Raw genomic sequence first — 21,076 nt, 5'->3', positions numbered from 1 at the left:
CCGGTGCCGAACGACACGAGGATCCTCGCCGTCGATGACCGCGAGGAGAACCTGACCGCGCTCGCGGCGGTGCTGGACGCGCTGCCGGTGGAGGTCGTGACCGCCACGTCCGGTCCGGCCGCGCTCAAGGAGCTCCTCGACGGCGACTTCGCGCTGATCCTGCTCGACGTCGTGATGCCCGAGATGGACGGCTTCGAGACCGCCGCGCACATCAAGGGCCGGGCTCGCACCCGGGACGTCCCGATCATCTTCCTCACCGCGGCGGGCGACGCCGGCGAGGAGGCGTTCCGCGGCTACTCGGCGGGCGCCGTCGACTTCCTGACCAAGCCGTTCGACCCGTGGCTGCTGCGCGCCAAGGTGTCGGTGTTCATCGAGCTGCACCGCCGCAACCTGGAGCTGCGGCGGCAGGCGGCGCTGCTGGAGCGGACCCTCGGCGAGGACGGCGAGGAGACGTCGGCGCGGTACGACCGGCTCGTCGAGGCCCTGGACGAGCGGCTCGGCCGGGTCGAGGAGGACGTGGCGCGGCTGCGGCCGGACGAGACGGCGGCCGAGGTGCCGGAGGCGCTGCACGACCTCGCCGACCACGTGACCGAGCTGCGGCTGGCGCTGAAAGCGTTCTCCGCCGGCAACTGACCCGCCCCGGCGGGCGGCGTGGCCGTCCGATCGGCGGGCCGCCCTACGCGGTCACGGTGGGCACGGCGCCGGAGGGTCCGCCCGCCGGCGCGGCGGCCGACGGGCTCGGCGGCTCCACGCGCGCCTGATCCAGCGCGCCCGTCCCCAGCCTGTCGCGGACGATGAGCGCGCCCACGACCACGGCGGCGATCACCAGCACCGCCGCGACGGCCACGATGATGACGGTCTTGCGGCGCTCCCGCGCCTTCGGGGTGCTGCGGGACGGCCGCGACACCGCCGGGGGCGGCTGCTGCTGCCAGTTCGACTGCGGCAGGCCCCACGGCGGCGCCGACTGGCGCGGCGACGGTCCCGGCTGCGGCGCCGGGCGCGGCGGTGACGGCGACACGGACGGCCCCGGCGAGGACGGCCCCGGCGAGGACGGGCGCGGCTGCGACGTCGACGGCGACACGGGCCCCGGTCCGGGCGGGCGCGGCTGCGAGGTGGACGGCGACGGCCGGTGCGACGGCTGCGGCGGCGGGGGCGCCCACTCGGTCTCGACGAGGGTGCGCGGCTCGCTCCGCCGCTCGTCGTCGACCTCGGTGACCTCCGCCTCGAGCGGGTCGAGGACGCGCGGGTCCATGACGGTCTCGGCGGCGTCCTCGCGCGTCTCGTCCTCCACCGGGTGCGGCGCGGGCACGGGACCGGGCGCGGGCCCCGGCAGGAAGCGGCTCGACGGCCGGTCGGTCACCGTCTCGTCCGTGAGCGTCCGCGGCGGGGACGGGACGGACGGGCGCGCGGGCGGCCCGGAGCGCGCCGGGGGCGCCTGCGGCGACGGCGGCGAGGGCGGCGAGGGCGGCGAGGGCGCCGGCCGGGGCGCGGGGCGCGGGGCCGGCGGCCGGGGCTCCGGCATCGTCGCAACCTGGGTGAGCAGCGGCTGCGCCTGCGCGGCGGTCATCCGGACGCGGGGCTCGCGGGCCAGCAGGCCCTCGAGGACGCGCGCGAGCGGTCCGGCGTTGCGGGCGGGCGGGACGGCCTCGGTCAGCGCGGCCTGCAGGGACGCCATCGCGTCCGGCCGCTCGTACGGGGACCGGCCCTCCACGGCCGCGTAGATGGTGGCGCCGAGGCCCCACAGGTCGGAGGCGGGGACGGCGCGCTCCCCCGCCGCGCGCTCCGGCGGGATGTAGGCGGGCGAGCCCATGACGAGGCCGGTCTGGGTGAGGGTGGAGTCGCCCTCCATCTGCGCGATGCCGAAGTCGGTGAGGACGACCCGTCCGATGTCGGTGATCAGCACGTTGCTGGGCTTGACGTCGCGGTGCAGGATGCCCTTCTCGTGGGCGTGCCGGAGGGCGGCGAGCATCTGCAGGCCGATCTCGGCGATGCGGCGGTGGCCGACCGGGCCGCGCTCCAGCATGTCCTGCAGGGAGGGGGCGGTGACCAGCTCCATCACGATCCAGGGGCGCCCGGCCTCCTCCACGACGTCGTGCACGGTGACGACGCCGGGATGGTTGAGCCGCGCGGACGCCCGCGCCTCGCGCAGCGTCCGCTCGTACAGGACCGCGCGTTCGGGCTCGGTCAGGCCGGGCGGGAGCTCGACCTCCTTGACCGCGACCGCGCGGTCGAGCATCGTGTCATGGGCGCGCCAGACGGTGCCCATGCCGCCGCGCCCGACCACCGATTCGAGCCGGTAGCGGTTGCCGAGCAGCCGTTCCTGTGCCATGTCGATACGGTCCCCCCGTCGCTCATCCCACCCCCGTGGGACGGAACGTGTCGAGGACATTCTTCACGAGAGTCCTCTTCTCGTTCCACTGGGAGGCCGGAAGCGCGACCACGATCGCGTACGACCGTCCGTTGATGATCACCCCCCGGTCACGGGCCCGGGTGGTCTCGCCGGCGCGGATCCAGGTGAACTCGATGTCGGCCGCCGGGTACCCGGCGACGGTGCTGTGGGTGAGGGAAACCCGCTCGTAGGCGCGCAGATTGCCGTCGGCGATGGCCTGCTGCTCCCAGACCTGCCAGTGCCGGAACGGCTTGCCGTGCCACGGCGTCGGGTCGACCTGGACGTACGCGCCGGACGCGGGGTCGGTCCACACGACGCCGCGGCTCTGCTCCTTGCGGATCCAGGGCTTCGGGACGCCGATCGTGTAGCCGGGGCCCGTCCCCCGCTTGAGGTTCGGCGGGAGCACGGCCGGGCCCGGGTCGCTCGGCGGCTCCGTCACCTGCGACGACGCGGTGGTCTCCGGCTTGTGCGGGGACGCCTGGGACGCTCCGGTGGTCGCGATCGGTTCCTGGCCCCGCGGCCGGTCCTGGCCGGTTCCGGCCCCCGGCGCGCCGCCGTCGGGCCACAGGAAGAACGCGCCGGCCGCGACGGCCGCCGCACCGGCGAGCGCCCCCGCGACGACCAGCGGCGTCCGGGGCCGTCCGCCGCCGTTCCCGGTGCCGTTCCCGGTGTCGCCGGCCCGCTGCTCGACCGTCCCCGGATAGTGCCCCGGCCCGGGGGCCTGGAGTGTTCCGGTGCGTCCCCGCGGGTCCGTGCCGGGGGCCGGCCCGCCGCCGGCGCCCGCGACGGCCGGTCCGGATCCGGCCACTCCCGCGCTCGCCGCGACCCTGTCGGCCGCCGTGTCGGCGACCGCCGCCGCGAGCGCCGCGGCGTTGCCGTTGGCGACCGCGGCGAGCGCCTCCTCGGCCCGCGCCGCGTCGGTCCGGACGGCCGGGTCGCGTTCGAGGAGCCCGACGAGGACGGGCGCGAGCGGGCCCGCGTTGCGCGGCGGCGGCGCGTCCATCGTCATGACGGCCGCGAGGACGGCCATGGCGTCGCTGCGGTGGTGCGGGGCCTGCCCCTCGCACGCCGCGTAGAGGGTGGCGCCGAGCGCCCACAGGTCGGAGGCGGGCAGGGCGCCGTCGCCCCGCACCCGCTCGGGCGACATGTAGGCGGGCGAGCCCATCACCATGCCGGTGCCGGTGAGGGTGGCGTCCCCGGCGACCTGCGCGATCCCGAAGTCGGTGAGGACGGCCCGGCCGTCGCCGGTGACGAGGACGTTCGCGGGCTTGACGTCGCGGTGCAGGATCCCGATGGCGTGCGCGGCGCGCAGCGCGCCGATGACCTGCCGCCCGATCTCGGCGACGCGGCCCGGCGGCTGCGGCCCGTCCGCGTCGATGACGTCCTGCAGCGACCGGCCCCGGACCAGCTCCATGACGATCCAGGGGCGGCCGTCCTCGTCGACGACGTCGTGGACGGTGACGACGCCGGGGTGGCCGAGCCGCGCGGACGCGCGCGCCTCGCGCAGCGTCCGCCGGTGCCGGTTCTCGCGCTCGTCGTCGGCGAGGCCGTTGGGGAGCACGACCTCCTTGACGGCGACCTCGCGGTCGAGGGTCTCGTCGGTGGCGCGCCAGACGGTGCCCATGCCGCCGCGGCCGACGACCGAGAGCAGCCGGTACCGCCCGGCCAGCACGCGTCCCTCCACGTATCAGTCCTCCGCCGGGGTGAACGACGCGTACACGGGCCGAAGCTCGGCGAACAGGTCGTCCCAGCCCTCGTGCGGGGCGCTCAGCAGGATGGCGTAGCCGTGGCCGTTCGCGACGAACCCGCGGTTGAGGATGTGCATCCGGCCGCGCGAGCCGTCGTAGGTGAACTCCCAGTCGGCGGACTCGTCGCCGTCGCCGGTGTCGGGGACGGGCGGCTGGTCGCCGGTCGGGGCCATCTTGATCCGCTCGTAGCCGGGCCAGTCGCGGCCGTTCCGCTCCTGGTTCTCCCAGTCCTCGAGGGCGCTGTCGCCGGGGTCGTCGGTCTGGTCGATCTGGATGTAGGCGCCGCGGTCGGGCGAGTAGAAGAAGTCGCCGCCCTGCTTGGACTCGGGGCCGGTCCAGTCGTCCGGGACCGCGATGCTGTAGCCGCTGTCGTCGTTGTGCTCCCGGAACCCCGCCGGGACGCCGGTGCTCGGCGTCTCGCTCGGGGTCTGACTCGGCGTCTGCGGCTGCGTCGTGACGGGTGCGGCGCCCTCGCTCTGACCGCCGGTCGAGCCCTGCGTCGCGGTGTTCGCGCTCTCGTTGCGGGCGGGCTCGTCGTCGCCGCTGCTCGCGAGCGCGATCCCGGCGACGACGAGGATGACGATCAGCACGACGACGCCGATGACCAGCAGGTTGCGGTTGGCGGCGGGTCCGCCCGGCCCGGACGGCCGGCCGGCGGGCGCCCGGTTGCCGGGCAGGCGCGCCAGGCCGGGGATGCCCGACAGCCTGGTCTGCGCTCCGCCCGTCCCCTGGGCGGCGGGTTCCGCGCGCCACGGGTCGCGCGCGGTGTCCTCCGATCCGGCGCCGCCCCGCCCCGCGTCGTGGCCGGACGCCCCGGCGGGCGCGGCCACCCGGGTCGCGCCGGGGGACGCGGAGTCGCGGGCCGGGCCCGGGTCGTAGGCCGGGTCCGGGTCGTAGGCGGGGTCCGGGTCGTAGGCGGGGCCGGGGGCGGGCTCGGCGGCGGCCGGGTCGACGGCCATCGTGTGCTGGGTGTCGATGGTCTCCTGGCGGACGATCTCGTCCAGCAGCGCCCCGGCCTCGATCGCGTCCATCCGCTGGTCGGGGTTCTTGCGCAGCAGGCCCTCGATGACCGGGACGAGCGGGCCGCCCTTCTCCGGCGGGTCGGGCTCCTCGGAGATGACGGCGACGAGCGCGGCCATCGGCTCGTTGCGTTCGAACGGCGACTTGCCGTGGACCATCGCGTAGAGGGCGACGCCCAGCGACCACAGGTCGGACGCGGGCCCGGCCTTGCGGCCCCGCGCGCGCTCCGGGGCGATGTAGGCGGGCGATCCCATGACCAGTCCGGTCTGGGTGAGGGTGGCGTCACCGGCGGCGATGGCGATGCCGAAGTCGGTGAGGACGGCGCGCTCGCCCGCCCGTCCGGTGCCGGTGATGAGCACGTTGCTGGGCTTGACGTCGCGGTGCAGGACGCCGGCCTGGTGCGCGGCGTGGAGGGCGGCGAGCATCTGGCGGCCGATCTCGGCGGCGCGCAGCGGGTCGAGCGGCCCGTCGTGCTTGATCACCTGATCGAGGGAGCGGGCCCGGATGAGCTCCATGATGATCCAGGGCCGCTCGTCCTCCTCCACGACGTCGTAGACGGTGACGACGCCGGGGTGGCCGAGGCGCGCGGCGGTGCGGGCCTCACGGAACGTGCGCTTGTGGTGGACTGCGCGTTCCTCATCGGTGAGACCATGCGGGAGGATGACCTCCTTCACCGCGACATCACGACCGAGGACCTCATCGTGTGCCTGCCAGACCGTCCCCATGCCGCCTCGGCCGACTTGGGTCACCAGTCGGTAGCGGCGGGCGAGCAACCGCTCGCCGTTGGGCTCATTTGGCATATCCGCGACCATATCCACTTTTGCTGACAATCTTGGACCAAGCTTGCAAGCCACATCCCCCCACCCGTACGACGCCCGGGGCGGCGCCGGGGTTCGCCCACGGATGAGCAGGACCGGGGAGGGCGACTGAGGTGTCACCGCGGACGAGACCGGAACGGGACGGACACCCGGCGGTGCCGCCCGGGGACGGTAGCGGCGCCCGCCCGGAGGCCCCGCCCGGCGGGGACGCCGGGGACGGCGCGGCCGGCCGGCGACGGGCCGCGGCCTGGCCGGCCGCCGAGTGGCGCCGCCTCGTCCAGGCCGCGCCGACGATCTTCTTCTGGTACACCCGACTCTCCGGGATCCTGTCACTGCTCGCCTGGGCCTCCTATGGTCTCATCCTTGAGCTGGCCGACATCTGGGCCTTGCGGTGGATCGGCTATCTCGGCTGGTTCCCCAGCGTCCCCATCGGCCTGGTCTGGATCCTGCTGTCGATGGGCGTGCGGCGGCGCAAGAAGGCGGCCTGGCGGATCCTGCTGCTGGTCCTGTGCCTGCCCGCGGCGCTGCACGTCACCGCCGTCCTGGCGAAACTGCTGGACCCGGATCTGGACGTCCCGCCGGGCGTGGCCGTCGCGGCCGTCCTGTACCTCGCGGCAATCGGGTTGCTGGTCGCGGCGCGCGGCGAGTTCACCACGCTGCCGGACCGTGCCAACCGGCGGCTCGCGGCGCTCGTCTTCGCCTCCCTCCTGGTCGTGACCTGCGGTGTCGGCACCTGCCTGGTCACCGCGACCGACCGCGACGAGAACGGCGGTTTCTGGACGCATCCCGTCTACGCGGTGTCGCAGACCGTCCTCGGCCCCCGCGTCACCGGCGGGCCGATCGACATCTCGGTCGCGTTCTGGGTGGACGTCATCCTGTGGGTGCTCGGCACCGGGCTCATGCTCGCCACGTTCTGGGCGCTGTTCAAGCCGGGACGCCGCGACCCCGTCCTCAGCCCGCAGGAAGAGCTGTCGGCGCGCGCGCTGCTCGCCGAGTACGGCGACCAGGATTCCCTGGGCTACTTCGCGCTGCGCCGCGACAAGGACGTCATCGTCGCACCGAACGGTAAGGCGGCCATCGCCTACCGGGTGGAGGGGTCGGTCTCGCTCGCCAGCGGCGACCCGCTCGGCGACCCCGAATCGTGGGACCAGGCGATCGACGCGTGGCTGGGGGAGTGCCGCGCGCACGCGTGGATCCCCGGCGCGGTCAGCGTCGGCGAGCGCGCCGCGCACATCTACCGGCGGCACGGCTTCGACGCCCTCGAACTGGGCGACGAGGCGATCATCGACCTCGCCGACTTCAGCCTGGACGGGCGCGAGATGCGGCAGGTCCGGCAGGCCGTGCGGCGGGTCGAGCGCGCCGGGTACACGGTCCGGATCCGGCGGCACGCGCAGATCCCCGGCTGGGAGATGACCCGGCTCGCCCGCCGCGCCGACGACTGGCGCGGCGAGGAGACCGAGCGCGGCTTCTCGATGGCGCTCGGCCGCCTCGGCGACCCCACCGACGGGCGCTGCGTGATGGTCGAGGCGTTCGACGCGGACGGCAAGCTGCGCGGCCTGCTGAGCTTCGTCCCGTGGGGCCGCACCGGGCTGTCCCTCGACCTGATGCGCCGCGACCGGGCCGCCGAGAACGGCCTCAACGAGTTCATGGTCGCCAAGCTCGCGGAGAAGGCCGCGCTGGTCGGCGCGCAGCAGCTCTCGCTGAACTTCGCGATGCTCCGCTCGGCGTTCGAGCGCGGCTCGCAGATCGGCGCGGGCCCCGTCGCGCGCGGGTACTACCGGCTGCTCTCCCTGGCGTCCCGGTTCTGGCAGCTCGAGTCGCTGTACCTGTCGAACGCCAAGTACATGCCGCGCTGGCGTCCCCGGTTCATCTGCTACACGCAGAGCCGCGACCTGATCCGGCTGGGGCTGGCGTACGCGCGCGCGGAGGGGTTCCTGCCGAGCCTGAACCGGCCGAAGCTCGACCGCGCGGCCGCGATGGTCCCGACGTCCGACCTCGTCGAGAGCGTCCGCAAGATAGAAGAGGAGGCCGACGCCGCGCGCGCGCCGCAGCGTCGCCTGTCCGAGCAGGAGCGCGTCCGGCACGCGAAGCTCGACCGGATCCGCGAGGCGGGCATGGACCCGTACGCGCTGGGCTTCGACCGCACCCACGTCGTCGCCGACGTCCGCGCCCGCTTCCCGGACCTCCCCCCGGACGAGCGGACCGGTGCGGACGTCGCGATCGCCGGGCGTGTCGTGCTGTCCCGCGAGCACGGAAAGCTGATCTTCGTCACCCTCCGCGACGAGAGCGGCGACCTGCAGGTCATGCTGACCGAGGACGCCCTCGGGCGGGACTCCCTCGGCCGCTGGAAGTCCCTCGTCGACCTCGGCGACCAGGTGGGCGTGCGCGGCGAGGTCGTCGCGTCCCGGCGCGGCGAACTGTCGGTGCGGGCCGCCGAGTGGACCCTGACCTCCAAGTGCCTGCGCCCGCTGCCGGACAAGCGGGCCGGCCTCTCCGACCCGGAGGCGCGCGTCCGGCAGCGCTACGTCGACTACATCGTCAACGACGAGGCCCGCCGGATGCTGCGGATGCGCGGCGACGCCATCGCCGCCGTCCGCGACGGCCTGCGCGACCGCGGCTACCTGGAGGTCGAGACACCGATGCTCCAGCCCGTCCACGGCGGCGCCACCGCCCGCCCGTTCACCACCCGCATCAACGCCTACAACATGCAGCTCTACCTGCGGATCGCGCCCGAGCTGTACCTGAAGCGCCTCCTCGTCGGCGGCGTCGGCCGCGTCTACGAACTCAACCGCAACTTCCGCAACGAGGGCGTGTCGAACCGGCACAACCCCGAGTTCACGATGCTGGAGGCCTACGAGCCCTACGGCGACTACGACACGATGGCCGAACTGACCCGGTCCCTCGTCGTGGCCGCCGCGAACGCGGCCCTCGGCACCACGATCGTCGTCCGCGACGGCGTCGAGCACGACCTGGCCGAACCGTGGCGCGAGATCACCGTGTACGGCTCCGTCTCCGAGGCCCTCGGCGAGGAGGTCACCCCCGACACCCCGCGGCAGGTCGTGCACGGGTACGCCGAACGGCACGGGCTGCACCTCGACCCCGAATGGGGGCAGGGCCGTGTCGTCCAGGAGCTGTTCGAGGCGCTCGTCGAGGAACGGCTGGAGGCGCCCACGTTCGTCCGCGACTACCCCGCGGAGACGTCCCCGCTCACCCGCCCGCACCGGGACGACCCGCGGCTCGCGGAGAAGTGGGACCTCATCGTGTTCGGCCTCGAACTCGGCACCGCGTACTCGGAGCTGATCGACCCGATCCTGCAGCGCCGCCGCCTCACCGAGCAGTCGCTGCGGGCCGCCGGCGGCGACCCCGAGGCCATGGACCTCGACGAGGACTTCCTGCGGGCCCTCGAGTACGCCATGCCCCCCGCGGGCGGCATGGGCATGGGCATCGACCGGCTGCTGATCACGCTCACCGGCCGGACGATCCGCGAGACGATCCCGTTCCCCCTCGTCCGCCCGGGGTCCTAGAGACCTCGCGGCACCGGGCGGAGACCCTGCTCGGCGAGCCACCGCCGGGCGGCGCCCCGGCGCTCGTCCTCGCCGCCCGGTGCCCCGACCGGCGGGACGGGCGCCCACCGGCCCGCGTCCCCGCCGCACTCCCCGTCGAGGACGGCCTCGTCGGCGGGCAGGACGTCGCCGCGTTCGAGGTCGAGCAGCCAGGGTCCGCCGTCCGGGTCGTCGAGCGCCGCGGCGACGGCCCCCAGGTCGACCGGCAGGGGGCGGAGCCCGGACTCCTGGGCGCCGAGCGCCGCGACCAGCTCCGCGGCCAGTTCGGCATCGCCCGGCCCCCTGCGCGCACCGAGTTCCGCGAGGCACGCGCGGGCGCGCTCGCCCGCGCCGGGCACGTCCCGTTCCAGGGCGGCGATGAGCGCGTCGCCCGCGTACTGCAGGACCGGCTCCAGGGGGCGCCCCGCGAGGACCGCGGCCCCCGCGGCACCGTCGCCCCGCGCCACGGCCGCGCGCAGCCGCGCCAGCGCGTCCCCGTCCCAGCCGATCACACGGACATTTCTACATTCCCCCTACGACGGGGCAGACCCGATCGGGGAAATCAGCGCTTGTCCTCGACGTGGACGACCGTCAGCTCGCGGCCGTCCCGGTCCCGCTTGGACCGCCCGAGAAGCCCCACGGCGAGGTCGCTCGGCTCGTCCAGCTCCTCCGGCGCCACGTAGGTGAGCACGTCGTTGTGGTGGCCGTAGACGGCCCAGCCCGGCGCGGCGTCCAGGTCGATCGAGCCGAAGTCCCCCGCCGGGCCGCCCGCGTGGACGGGACCGAACTCGCGCAGCAGCTCGGTGGCCTGCGCGGCCAGGTCGTCCGCGGGCTCCATCAGGATGACGCACGTCCCGTGCTCGAACAGCACCCAGGACTTGCGGTCGCCCCGGACGACGCCTCGCCACACCTCGACCAGCTCTTCCGTCGTCATGCGGACGATCATGACATCCGCCCCCGACGGCGCACATCGCATTTATCCGGCTACCGGCGCGACCCGGATCTCGTGGTCGGCATCCGGCGCGGCGAACGCGAGCAGCCGCGCGGCCTCGTCCTCGACGGCCGATCCGCCCGGAAGCGGGTCGAACGTCTCGATCGTGAGGGTCGACCGCCCGCTACGTCTCCTCACGGAACGCCGCCACCGCGTACCGCAACCGCGCGCCGACGAGCAGCGCCTCGTCCTCCGGGCACCCCAGCAGCCGCCCCACCAACTCGATGAGCTGATCGTCGCCCAAGTCCGGCTCCCGCCCCGCGACATGCCGGATGATCTCGAGCAACTCCGGCCGCTTGTACGTCGCGATCGACCGCCCCCGCCGAACCCGCGGCCCCCCGTCCGCACCCGGCCCACCGCGCCCCACGCCCGTCTCGCCCCGCTCCGCGCGCGGCTCACCACCTCCACGCGGTTCACCAGCCCCGCGTGATCCACCACCCGCCCCCGGGCCGGCCCCACCCGCACGTGGGTCACCACCCGCGCGTGAGTCACCCGCGCCCGGATCGGCACCACTCGCACGTGGTTCGACGCCCCCACGCGGTTCACCATCTGCGCACGGCTCACCACCCCCACGCGGCTCGACGCCACCCGCACGTGGGGTGCCGCCCGCGCCCGGCTCGGCACCACTCGCACGTGGTTCGACGCCCCCACGCGGTTCACCATCTGCGCGCGGCTCACCACCCCCACGCGGCTCGACGCCGCCCGCACGTGGGGTGCCGCCCGCGCCCGGCTCGGCACCACTCGCACGTGGTTCGACGCCCCCACGCGGTTCACCATCTGCGCGCGGCTCACCACCCCCACGCGGCTCGACGCCGCCCGCACGTGGGGTGCCGCCCGCGCCCGGCTCGGCACCACTCGCACGTGGTTCGACGCCCCCACGCGGTTCACCATCTGCGCGCGGCTCACCACCCCACGCGGCTCGACGCCGCCCGCACGTGGGGTGCCGCCCGCGCCCGGCTCGGCACCACTCGCACGTGGTTCGACGCCCCCACGCGGTTCACCATCTGCGCGCGGCTCACCACCCCCACGCGGCTCGACGCCACCCGCACGTGGGGTGGCGCCCGCGCGTGGATCGGCGCCGCCCGCGCGTGGGTTGCCGCCTGCGGGCGGGTGGGCGCCTCTCGCTCGTGGGTCGCCGCCCGCGCGCGGCTCACGAGCCGTGCGTGGGGTGACGGGTCCGGGCGGGGCGGCGCCCCCGCGTGGGGCGGCGCTGCTGTGAGCGGCGAGATCGCCGCGTTGCCCGACGGGATCGGGCTCGGACGCGGCGCGCGCTTCGGATCCGGCCCCCGCGCGCGGCGCCGGGACCTCGCGCGGTGCCGGGCCCCCGGACGGCTCGCCGGTCAGGATCGTGAACAGCGGGGCCGTCGCCGACGGCAGGTCCGGCGCCCCATCGACGAGGGGGCCCTCGGGGACGGGGGCGTCGGGGGGCGGGAGTTCGGGGACGGCTTCGCCCACGAGGATCGTGCGGGGTGCGAGCCACAGGACGAACAGGGCCTCGGCGCCCGCGCCCTGTTCGCCGTCGAGGATGACCGCGTCGAAGGCGTCGGCATGCGGGGGCAGGACCTCGGGGATGCGCCACAGCGGCAGGATCCACGCGGGGACGACGTCCACCGGGTCGGGGGAGGCGGCCTGCAGGCGCGCGCGGGCGGCCGTGCGGGCACGCGCGGCGGCGAGTTCGGCGGCTGCGAGGGTCGCGTCCCGTTCGGCTGCTGCAAGGGTCGCGCGGTGCCGTTCCTCGGCCGGGGAGAGGCCCGCGCCGCGGGCCCACGCCCACGCGTCGTCCCAGTGCCGGACGCGCGCGTGCCAGGCCTCGTCGCCGTCGGTGGCGGCGAGGAGGTGGGCGAGGTCGGGGTGGACGGCGCGGACGCGTTCGAGCAGTTCGCCGCAGCGGACCTGCAGGGCCCGCTCGCGGCGGGCCTCGGCGAGCGCGGCGAGCGCGTGCCCGTAGGCGTCGGCGTCGCGGGCGTCGATCGCGGCGAGCGCGGCGGCGAGTTCGGGCGGGTCGGCGGGGTCGAGGGGGCCGATGGAGTCGCGCAGGGCGTCGAGGTCGGCGGCGGCGCGGTTGACGCCGAGTCCTTCGAGGGCCTGCCGGAGCGCGGTCGTGTACCCGTGCCATTGCAGGGGGTGGTTCAGCGGGATGTTCAGCCCGGCGAGGAGTTCTCTCGTCTCCTGGATCGCGGGCAGGATCTCGTGCAGGCGGGCCAGGCGGGCGTGTGCGCGCACGAACCTGTCGACGCGTTCGGCGGGCGGGAGGTCGGCGGGGAAGCTGATCCCGGCGGCCTCCCACACGTACTGGAGTTCCTGGCAGGTCATCCGGACCATGAGGTCGGTGAAGACCAGGTCGAGGAGTTCGGGCGTGGTGGGCGGTTCGCCGTCCACGGTCGCGTACTGCAGGAGGATCTCCGCCTGGCGTTGCGGCTGGGAGCGCAGCGGGCCGCGCTTGAGGGTGCCGCCGTCGGCGAGGTAGGTGCGGAGGTCCTGGGCGACGCCGGCGAGGCGCCGGAGGTGCAGTTCGCCCGGGGGGAGTTCGACGCGGCGGCCGCCCATGCCCGCGAGGGCGCGTTCCGCCCAGCCGGCGCGGGAGGCCATCTCGGTGACGCGCGCCCAGACGGCCGGGCGGCGCTCGGCGAGCGCGTCGGCGAAGGCGCGGACGGCCAGGTCGGCGGGGTTCCAGCCGCCGGGGTGCCCGTCGAGGCCGAGGTCGTGCAGCGCGGCGGCGACGGTGGCGGCGGCGCCGTCGAGGCGGGCGACGAGGGTGACGTCGGCGTCCCGGAGGACGCGCGCGAGGTCGGAGTGCTCGCGTCCGGCGCGTTCGGCGGCGGCCCGTTCGGCGTCGACGAGGGTGCGGACGTAGGCGGCGCTGGGCAGCCCGGCGGGGTCGGCGTCGCGCTGTTCGGGACGGGCGCGCCGCTCGGGGGTCTCGGCGGCGAGGAGCGCGACGAGGTCGGCGGCTTCGCGGGCGGTGATCGGCGGCGGCGGGAGGTCCGGGCGGGGCGGCAGCCACGCGAGTTCGGGGGGCGGTTCGCGATGGGCGGGCAGGTCGCGGTCGCGGAGTTCGGCGGCCGCGCGGGCGGTGCTCTCGGCGCGGGCGGCGAGGTCGTCGAGGTCGTCGGGCGGGGCGGCGCGCAGGGCCTCGACGGCGGTGCGGGCGGCCGCGGGGTCGGTGGCGGTGAGGGCGGCGAGTCCGGGCGGGAGCGCGGCGTGCAGGGCGGTGCGGCCGGGCGTGGCGACCAGCACCCGGCGGCCCCGGACGAGCAGGCCCTCCAGCAGGTCGGGGACCGTGCCGGGGGCGCGTTCGGGGACGCGCATGACCTGCGGCGACCGGCCCGGGGTGACGAAGCGCGCGAGGCCCGCCGGGACGCCGTCGTCCAGCAGTTCGAGCATCCGCTCGTGGTAGCGGGCGACCGCCTCCCGGCCGGGCGGGCGGACGACGAGCGCGGGCGCGAGCCGGACCTGCGGGACGGGCGTGCCGGTCTCGTCGGGCGTCCAGCCGGTGCGGAAGTCGACGGCTCCGACGAGCGCGCCGCCGCACCATTCGCGCAGGACGTCGGCGGCGGAGGCGTGCAGGCCGAACCCGTGGCCGTCGCGGACGGCGCCCGCGGCCCGGTGCGCTCCCCGGAAGCCGGGGCGGCCCGCGAGCACCTCGGCGTCGCGGAGCGTGACGGGGCCGGTGAGGACGACGTCGACGCGCTCGGTGCGGGCGTCCACGGCGATCCGCACCGGGGTGGACAGCAGGTGGTCGTGGACGGGCGGGCCGTGCGCGGGACGCCACGACAGCAGGCCCGTGCCGAGGACGACCTCGTCGTCGCCCTCGCCCTCGGCGAGGTCGCGCAGCAGCCGGTACCAATGGCGGAGCGCGAGCCAGCCGTCGAACTCCGCCAGCACCGCCGGGGGCGTCAGCGGGATGACCGGCAGGCTGAACAGGACGTCGCCGGGCCCGGCGTCGGTCTCGACGTAGACGTCGCCGGGCAGTTCGGCCAGCCAGTGGACGCGCCGGTGCGCGGCGGGGTCGCGGCGGGCGCGGGCCAGGTCGCGCAGCCGGCTCAGGAGGCGGGCGGCGCGCTCGCGCTCCGGCGCGGGGACCGGGCCCTCCTGCGACACGGCCGTCCCCTCCCTGCCCGTGGAATCGTGTCCACCGATCTAACACCTACCCGGGCGGGCCGGTCGAGCCGTATCGATGATCTTGTCGGTGGCCGCCTTCAGTGGCTGCGGGCCATGTGCCGGTCCTCGTTCGGCATCATGATCCACAGCACGATGTAGACGACGAACTGCGGGCCGGGCAGGAGGCAGGACAGCACGAACAGCAGCCGCACGGTGAAGGGCGACATGCCGAACCTGCGGGCGAGCCCCGCACAGACACCGGCGATCATGCGGTTGCGCGGGCGGTAAAGGCCGTTCATGGGTTCTCTCTCCCCGATTCCTCGACTGATGAACACGGGCGCCTTGCCCGTTACTCACCAAGCTAGAAACCGGACGGCGAGGCCACATCAGCCGATGGAGCGGTTCTTCCCCCTACTCGCGGAGTAGGGGGAGTCCCTTAAGGGTTGTTGGCGCGGTGCACGAGGTCAGGAAGTCCCGCGAGGTCGTCCAGGACGAATTGGCATTCGCGCAAGATGGGGTCGTCGTCGTGGATATGGCCCCACGGGCCGCGCCTGAGGAACGCGGCGCGCATTCCGAAGGCGACGGCCGGACGGACGTCGTTGTCGATGCGGTCGCCCACGTACAGGACGTGCTCGGGCAGGACGTCCGCGAGTTGCGCGCAGCGTTCGAAGAACTCGTGCGACGGCTTCTGCACGCCCCACACGTCCGATATGCCGATGACGTCGGCGTCGAGCCCGAGCGCCTCCATCTGCTCGGCGGCCTCGACCGGCTGGTTCCCGGCGATGCCCACGAACAGGCCCTGCTCGCGCAGGCCGGTGAGACACGCGCGCGCGTCCGGGTACAGGTCGTCCGGGCCGAACCCGTTGGGGACGCCCGCTTCGCGCCGGGCCTTCTGCTCCGCTTCGAGGTCGAAGCCGGGACGGAAGTACTCCAGCAGGTCCAGGTGGGTCCCGCCGGTGGCGAGGAGCGCGCCCAGCTTGGCGAGGAACGTGTGCCTGGGGACGCCGAGCCAGTCGGCCCAGCGCCCGTAGATCTCCCCCTCGTTGATCAGCGTCTCCCCGATGTCGAAGAAGACGGCCTGGACGGTCCGGGGGGTCGGGGGGTGCTCGATCACGCGCCGTCCAGCTCCACGGACTCGCCCGGGGCGAGCCGGGTGTACGTCCTGTCGATCTCCTCGAGCGCCTTGGTCGCGTTGTTGTTCATGACCGTGAGGCCGATGTCGTTCAGCAGGCCGTCATGGATGGCGTACGCGCGGTCGGGACGGACCTCGCGGACGTAGTTGAACATCTCGGGCGCCTTCAGCCACGGGGCGTTCCCCGGCAGGCAGAGCGTCCGGACATGCTCGCCCGGGACGGTCAGCGCGTCGCCCGGGTGGAAGATCTCCCCGTCGATCAGGAACCCCGTGTTCGGGATCGGCGGGACGTCCGGGTGCAGGATCTCGTGGTCCTCGCCGTACACGTGGACGTCGAACCCGGCGACCGTCACCGCGTCCCCGTGACCCACCTGGTGGACGCGTCCGCCCAGGTCGGCGAGGTTCTCGGCGACCACGCGGGACGTCCAGACCTCCAGGGTCGGGCGCGCGGCCACGGCCTTGCGCAGCGCGTCGGCGTCGAAGTGGTCGAAGTGCTCGTGCGTGATCAGGACCGCGTCGGCGCCCGCGAGGGCGTCCTCCGCCCCGGTGCTGAACGCGCCGGGGTCGATGACGATCGTGCGGTCGTCCTTGCTGATCTGGACACATGCGTGCCCGAGCTTGGTGAGGCGCATCGGTCGATTTTCCCACGCACCGGGAAGCGCCCATTGACCGCCCCCGGGAGCGTTGATAGAACACGTTCCACTTTGGTTGCGAGCCAGGAGGCGGCATGCCCGTTCCCACCCAGCGCGACCCCGAGGCCACCCGGCGCACCCTGGCGCAGTGGCTGCAGCGGCACCTGCCCGGCGCCCGAGTCCCCCACCTCGACACACCCGAGACCAGCGGCTTCTCCAGCGAGACGCTCATGTTCGACGCGCAGACGCCGGACGGCGCCCTGCACCCGTGCGTCGCCCGCGTCGCGCCCGTCCACTACCAGGTGTTCCCCGAACCGCGCTTCGAGGAGCAGTACCGCCTGATGCGCGTTCTCGCGGAGCGCACCGACCTGCCCGTCCCGGCCGTCCACTGGTGGGAGCCGTCCCCCGACGTCCTCGGCGCCCCGTTCTTCGTGATGGCCCGCGTGGACGGCCGCGTCCCGACCGACATGCCCCCGTACCACATGGACGGCTGGGTCACCGAGATCGGCGAGGACGAGCGGGCCGCGATGTGGTGGTCGACCCTCGACGTCCTCGCCCGGCTGCACCGGCTGGACGCCGGGGCCCTCGACCTCGGCTTCCTCGACCAGCCCGCGTGGGGCGCCACCGGCCTCGACCAGCGGCTCAACTACTACGAGCACTACCTGCACTGGGCCTATCCGGGCCCGCAGGACATCGCGCTGAAGGCCCTCGGCTGGCTCCGCGCGAACCGGCCGGACGAGCCGGACCCGCCCGTCCTGCTCTGGGGCGACTCCCGCATCGGCAACGTCGTGTTCGACCGGGGTGCCCCCGTCGCGGTCCTGGACTGGGAGAACGCGGTGCTCGGCGCCCCGGAGGAGGACCTCGCCTGGTTCATGTTCATCGACCGGCACCACTGCGACGGCATCGGCGTGCCCCGCCTGCCCGGCTTCCCGTCGTACGCCGGCACCGTCGCCCGGTACGAGGAACTCCTCGGCCGTCCGATGCGGAACCTCGCGTTCTACGAGATCCTGTCCGGCTTCAAGTTCTCGGTGATCATGGCCCGGATCGGGCAGGCGATGATCGACTTCGGCTGGATCGACGAGACCAGCGAGTTCCCCTACGACAACAACTGCACCCGCCTGCTCGGCCGCATCCTGGAAGGAACGCCGTGACGCTCTCGCCGCTCGACGACTACCCCGTCCACCAGGCACCCGAGGTGATGCGGCACGTCACCACGTCCGACCGGAACTTCTACGACCGCTACTACTTCAACGTGCACCCGTCCTCGGACGACCTCATGATGCTCATCGGCATCGGCCAGTACCCGAACCTGGGGGTCATGGACGCGTTCGCCGTCGTCCGGCGCGGGCCGCTGCACCGCGTCGTCCGGGCCTCGCGGGAACTCGGCGCCGACCGGATGGACACGACCGTCGGGCCGTTCCGCGTCGAGGTCCTCGAGGGGCTGAAGCGGCTCCGCGTCGTCCTGGACCCCACCGAGCACGGGCTCTCGTTCGACCTCACCTGGGACGGCGCGATCCCCGCGACCCTCGAACCCCCGCACTACCTGCGCTGGCAGGAGCGCGTCATGTTCGACTCCCGCCGCATCGCGCAGACCGGCCGCTGGACGGGCCACATCACGATCGGGGACGAACGCGGCGAGCACGAGCGCGTCGAGGTCACCCCGGACGTGTGGAAGGGCTCCCGCGACCGCTCGTGGGGCGTGCGTCCCGTCGGCGAGCCCGAACCGCCCGGCATCCAGTCGAAGAACGCAGGCACGTTCTACTGGATGTACGCGCCGATGCAGTTCGACGACCACTCGATCCTCTGCATCGTCCAGGAGGACGAGCAGGGACGCCGCGTGCTCGAAGAGGCCACGCGCGTGTGGGAGGACCCGTCCCGCGAGCCCGAGTACCTGGGACGTCCCGAGTACCGGCCCGTCTACAAGCCCGGCACCCGCGAGGTCGTCACCGCCGCGATCGCGTTCGCGCCGCCGAACGGCACCCCGTTCACGGTCACCGCGACGCCGATCCTGCCCGTCCACCTGATGGTCGGCACCGGCTACGGCCTCGAACCCGACTGGAAGCACGGCATGTACCAGGGGCCCGACCTCAAGGTGCAGGGCGTCACGCTCGACACCCGCGACCCGGACGACGCCGCGCGCATGTGGGGCATGGTCGACTCCGTCGCCCGCTACGAGTACGCGGACGGGACGACCGGCCACGGGCTCTTCGAATACTGGGCACTCGGCCCGCACCCGTCGTTCGGCTGACACACTGGGCCGCGTGACCGACGACCCCGAGGGCGAGGCGATCGGCCGCGACGAACCGGACCGCGACGAACTGGACCGCGACGAACTGGACCGGCAGGTGCGCGACCGCTACGGGACCTGGCGCGACCAGCCGCGCGGCCTCGGCTGCGCGATCGTCGCGGCGTTCCTCGTGCTGACCACCATCGCCGCCGCCGTCGCGGTCGTCCTGCTCCTCGCGGCGGCCTGACACCGGCCCCGGCCGCACCGACCTCGCAGGACGCGCGGAAAGCGCACGGGCCGGGACGCGCGGCGCGCGTCCCGGCCCGTCGCCGATCCGTTCAGGTCGCGGTTCCCTCCGCGATGGTGAACGCCACGTCGCCCTGGGGGTCCACCTGGGCGTCGAGCGTCTTGTCGTCCAGCAGCTGCGCCGCCGACGGCTCGAGGTACACCTTCGCGCCCTCCTCCTCGACGACCTGGTCGCCGGCCTCCGGCGCGGACGCGACCGACAGCCGCAGCGCGTCCGAGCCGTCGATGCCGGACTCGATCCGGATCCCGGTCTCGGGCGGCAGCTCGGGATTGGCGGTCACGTTGCGGATGACCTGCACCGCGCCGCTAGTCAGCGTGAGCACGATCAGCTCCTACTCGTCGTATGCATGGATCCCGCCCTCCCTCCCCACTCGTCCCGGCCGCTAAACACCGATCAGTAGTTGAGGCTGATCGCCTGGCCGATCGTCTCGTCCCTGGTGAGGCACCCGAGCATGAACTCGGCGAGGTCGGCGCGGGCGATCCGGAAGCCGCCCTTGGGCTTGCGGTCGACGGCCGTCCGGTAGGTGCCCCTCGGGGGACGGTCGACGAGGAGGGCGGGGCGCGCGATCGTCCAGTCGAGGCCGCTGGCGCGGACGGCGTCCTCCATCACGCCGAGGTCGGCGTACTGCTCGCGCAGGAAGTACTTCCGCGCGGGGGGCCCGACGACGTGGCGCAGGAGGAAGCCCTCGCCGGGGTCGTGCTTCGGCGGGTTGGGCCGGTCCGGCGACGGCACGACGGTCATCGACTCCGAGCTGATCACGATGAGCCGGCGGACCCCGGTGGCCCGCATCCCCGTGATGGCGGCCGCGGTCCCCTTCGCGCAGGTCCGGGCCACGGCCTCCGCCTTGCTGCGGGGGCCGAGGCAGGAGAAGACCGCGTCGGCGCCTTCGAGCGCGGGCCGCAGGTCGGGGTCGTCCTGCATGTCGGCCCGGACGGTCCGTACCTCGTCGGGCAGGTCGCGGGGCCGCCGGGCCACCGCGGTCACGTCGTGCCCCGCGGCGAGGGCGAGGTCGACCAGGATCCGTCCGGTGCCGCCCGTGGCGGCGATGATCGTGAGCTTCATGCCTCCTGAGAGGCGGAGCCGCCCGCGAGTGTGACATCGGGCGCGGCGAGGGCGAACGGCGAGCGGGAGCCGGCCGTGCGGCCGGCTCCCGCTCGGTCGTGCGGGTCGCGCTACCCGGCGGTCGGCGCCAGGGCCTTCACCGCGTCGGGCACGGACGGGCCGCTCTTCGTCGGGACGACCGCGACGACGGGCGTCGTGAGGCCGTTGTCGACGTACTCGCGGATCCGGGCGCGGCAGTCGGCGGGCGATCCGTGCACGATCAGGTCGTCGACGACCTCGTCCGGGATGACCTCGAGGGCCTTCTTGCGGTCCCCGGCGGCCCACGCCTCGTTCATCGCGGACAGGGCCTCGCCGCGGCCGAGCCACTCGTGGAAGGCGCGGTAGACGGGCACCGTCATGTAGGCGGCGATCATCCAGCGGCCGATGGCGCGGGCCTCGGCGGCGTCGTCGCTCGGGCAGACGAACAGGCGGGCGATCAGCTCGGGGTCGTCGCCGAGCTCGGACCGGACCGTCCGGACGTCCTTGGGCGCCAGCCAGTTGGTGATGGCGCCGTCGGCCTCGCGGGCGGCGAGGCGCAGCATGCCCGGCCGCAGGGCCGCCAGGACGATCGGGGGCGGGGTCGCGGGCGCGTTCTCGAGCTTGAAGCCCTTGACCGCGAAGGTGTCGTACTCCTCCTTGACCTTCTCACCGGCCAGGGCCTTGCGCAGGAAACGGACGGTGTCGCGGACGCGCTTGTACGGTTCCTCGAACGGGATGCCGTTCCAGCGCTCGACGATCGTGTCCGACGACGTCCCGATGCCCATGACGAACCGTCCGGGCGCGAGGCCGGCGAGGGTCGCGGCCTGCTGGGCGAGCAGGGCGGGGCCGCGCGTGTAGACCGGGACGATCGCGGGGCCGAGGCGCAGCTCGGGCGCCCACTGGGAGGCGAGGGCCAGCGGGGTGAACGCGTCGCTGCCGTTCGTCTCGGCGGACCACGCGTCGGTGTAGCCGAGGCCGGGCAGGCTCGCGATGATCTCGCGCTGCTCGGCCAGCGGCCCGGAAAGCGGAATGGTCAGTCCCCAGCGAGACATGTGGGCTCCTATCGGCGGGGCGGCGGGGCGGCGGGCG

Annotated in this window: 17 protein-coding genes; 5 read left to right on the top strand and 12 right to left on the bottom strand. The window is 74.5% G+C overall.

Annotated features, from left to right (window positions below; translation table 11 throughout):
• The first annotated feature begins 3 nt into the window (after positions 1-3).
• Positions 4-633 (top strand): two-component system response regulator, encoded by a 630-nt coding sequence (locus tag F7P10_RS26365; protein WP_151013175.1) that lies wholly within the window; start codon positions 4-6, stop codon positions 631-633.
• A 43-nt stretch (positions 634-676) separates the two neighbouring features.
• Here the strand turns inward: F7P10_RS26365 and F7P10_RS44630 are convergent, their stop codons facing one another.
• The 3 genes from F7P10_RS44630 to F7P10_RS44625 are packed head-to-tail and all read right to left on the bottom strand — an operon-like array spanning position 677 to position 5,957.
• Positions 677-2,329 (bottom strand): serine/threonine-protein kinase, encoded by a 1,653-nt coding sequence (locus F7P10_RS44630; protein ID WP_254716030.1) that lies wholly within the window; start codon positions 2,327-2,329, stop codon positions 677-679.
• A gap of 22 nt (positions 2,330-2,351) precedes the next feature.
• Positions 2,352-4,073, bottom strand: a complete 1,722-nt coding sequence (locus F7P10_RS43475; RefSeq protein ID WP_254716029.1) for a serine/threonine-protein kinase — start codon at positions 4,071-4,073, stop codon at positions 2,352-2,354.
• A gap of 3 nt (positions 4,074-4,076) precedes the next feature.
• Positions 4,077-5,957 (bottom strand): serine/threonine-protein kinase, encoded by a 1,881-nt coding sequence (locus F7P10_RS44625; protein WP_254716028.1) that lies wholly within the window; start codon positions 5,955-5,957, stop codon positions 4,077-4,079.
• A 173-nt stretch (positions 5,958-6,130) separates the two neighbouring features.
• Between F7P10_RS44625 and lysX the strand changes: the two genes are divergently transcribed.
• Positions 6,131-9,499 (top strand): bifunctional lysylphosphatidylglycerol synthetase/lysine--tRNA ligase LysX, encoded by a 3,369-nt coding sequence (lysX, locus tag F7P10_RS26345; protein WP_151013173.1) that lies wholly within the window; start codon positions 6,131-6,133, stop codon positions 9,497-9,499.
• Here lysX and F7P10_RS42685 read toward each other — a convergent pair.
• From F7P10_RS42685 to F7P10_RS26315, 6 genes are all read right to left on the bottom strand, one after another.
• Positions 9,496-10,029: a hypothetical protein gene (locus F7P10_RS42685; RefSeq protein WP_176611664.1), complete on the bottom strand. Its 534-nt coding sequence runs from the start codon at positions 10,027-10,029 to the stop codon at positions 9,496-9,498. The genes lysX and F7P10_RS42685 overlap by 4 nt on opposite strands.
• A 50-nt stretch (positions 10,030-10,079) precedes the next feature.
• On the bottom strand, positions 10,080-10,451 hold the full coding sequence (locus tag F7P10_RS26335; protein ID WP_218040145.1) for a hypothetical protein: 372 nt from the start codon (positions 10,449-10,451) through the stop codon (positions 10,080-10,082).
• 42 nt (positions 10,452-10,493) lie between these two features.
• Positions 10,494-14,609, bottom strand: coding sequence for a hypothetical protein (locus F7P10_RS26330; protein WP_151013171.1), 4,116 nt, complete (start codon positions 14,607-14,609; stop codon positions 10,494-10,496).
• 98 nt (positions 14,610-14,707) lie between these two features.
• Entirely contained in the window at positions 14,708-14,908 is a 201-nt protein-coding gene (locus F7P10_RS26325; protein ID WP_151013169.1) for a PspC domain-containing protein, read from the bottom strand.
• 137 nt (positions 14,909-15,045) lie between these two features.
• Positions 15,046-15,723: an HAD family hydrolase gene (locus tag F7P10_RS26320; RefSeq protein ID WP_254716027.1), complete on the bottom strand. Its 678-nt coding sequence runs from the start codon at positions 15,721-15,723 to the stop codon at positions 15,046-15,048.
• Positions 15,720-16,373 (bottom strand): MBL fold metallo-hydrolase, encoded by a 654-nt coding sequence (locus F7P10_RS26315; protein WP_151013167.1) that lies wholly within the window; start codon positions 16,371-16,373, stop codon positions 15,720-15,722. The genes F7P10_RS26320 and F7P10_RS26315 overlap by 4 nt, the downstream gene beginning before the upstream one ends.
• 95 nt (positions 16,374-16,468) lie before the next feature.
• Here F7P10_RS26315 and F7P10_RS26310 point away from each other — a divergent pair, with 95 nt between their 5' ends.
• The 3 genes from F7P10_RS26310 to F7P10_RS26300 are packed head-to-tail and all read left to right on the top strand — an operon-like array spanning position 16,469 to position 18,847.
• Positions 16,469-17,524 (top strand): phosphotransferase family protein, encoded by a 1,056-nt coding sequence (locus F7P10_RS26310; protein ID WP_151013166.1) that lies wholly within the window; start codon positions 16,469-16,471, stop codon positions 17,522-17,524.
• The gene (locus F7P10_RS26305; protein ID WP_176611662.1) at positions 17,521-18,621 is read left to right on the top strand and encodes a hypothetical protein; all 1,101 of its coding nucleotides are present in this window, start codon (positions 17,521-17,523) and stop codon (positions 18,619-18,621) included. The genes F7P10_RS26310 and F7P10_RS26305 overlap by 4 nt, the downstream gene beginning before the upstream one ends.
• A gap of 13 nt (positions 18,622-18,634) precedes the next feature.
• The gene (locus tag F7P10_RS26300) at positions 18,635-18,847 is read left to right on the top strand and encodes a hypothetical protein (protein ID WP_151013164.1); all 213 of its coding nucleotides are present in this window, start codon (positions 18,635-18,637) and stop codon (positions 18,845-18,847) included.
• Between the two features lie 91 nt (positions 18,848-18,938).
• Here F7P10_RS26300 and F7P10_RS26295 read toward each other — a convergent pair whose 3' ends face one another.
• The 3 genes from F7P10_RS26295 to F7P10_RS26285 form a co-directional block, all read right to left on the bottom strand.
• A complete protein-coding gene (locus F7P10_RS26295) occupies positions 18,939-19,229 on the bottom strand; it encodes a Fe-S cluster assembly protein HesB (protein WP_151013162.1) in 291 nt (96 codons plus the stop codon).
• A gap of 71 nt (positions 19,230-19,300) precedes the next feature.
• Positions 19,301-19,969 carry an NAD(P)-dependent oxidoreductase gene (locus tag F7P10_RS26290; protein ID WP_151013160.1) on the bottom strand — a complete coding sequence of 223 codons (669 nt, stop codon included), beginning with the start codon at positions 19,967-19,969 and terminating at the stop codon, positions 19,301-19,303.
• Positions 19,970-20,079: 110 nt separating this feature from the next.
• The gene (locus tag F7P10_RS26285; RefSeq protein ID WP_151013158.1) at positions 20,080-21,039 is read right to left on the bottom strand and encodes an LLM class F420-dependent oxidoreductase; all 960 of its coding nucleotides are present in this window, start codon (positions 21,037-21,039) and stop codon (positions 20,080-20,082) included.
• Positions 21,040-21,076: the final 37 nt, after the last annotated feature.

Origin of the sequence: Actinomadura sp. WMMB 499 (assembly GCF_008824145.1) — a bacterium.
Taxonomy (GTDB): Bacteria; Actinomycetota; Actinomycetes; order Streptosporangiales; family Streptosporangiaceae; genus Spirillospora.
This window is presented reverse-complemented; position numbering and strand designations above follow the sequence as displayed.